Source organism: Paraburkholderia sp. SIMBA_027 (assembly GCF_046535315.1).
Classification (GTDB): Bacteria; Pseudomonadota; Gammaproteobacteria; order Burkholderiales; family Burkholderiaceae; genus Paraburkholderia; species Paraburkholderia tropica.
Genome location: NZ_JAWRWY010000208.1, coordinates 1 through 359, shown reverse-complemented (window position 1 = coordinate 359; position 359 = coordinate 1). Strand labels below are relative to the sequence as shown.

The window sequence follows — 359 nt, the reverse complement described above, 5'->3', positions numbered from 1 at the left end:
CGATGCGCTTGCGGCCTGAACTGCGTGCAATCATTGCCGCCATGCAGTAGCCAACCACGACGCTCACAAGCGTCGCAATGAACGCTATCCATGCCGTTGTGCTGAGAACGCGGAGGAACAGGTCCGTCGCAAACAGCGATCGATAGGCATTCCACGAAAATCCGTCGCTAGAGACGCTTTGCCATGCAACCACTGCGAGAGGGTAGAAGAAAAAAACCAGCAGGAGCACACACGCCGGAAGCATCAATGCGATGGCGTAGCGCCGGTCGAACGAATTCATCATGGGCGTACTGACCTCGTAAAACCCTGGAATAGGCCGCTTCGGCTTATTGGACGAAGCGGCACCCTTCAGTCTGTCG

At 56.3% G+C, this 359-nt stretch carries 1 pseudogene; it reads right to left on the bottom strand.

What is annotated here, in order from left to right:
* A pseudogene (locus tag SB764_RS38810) lies at window positions 1-283 on the bottom strand (hypothetical protein); the annotation flags it as partial.
* Between the last annotated feature and the right edge of the window lie 76 nt (window positions 284-359).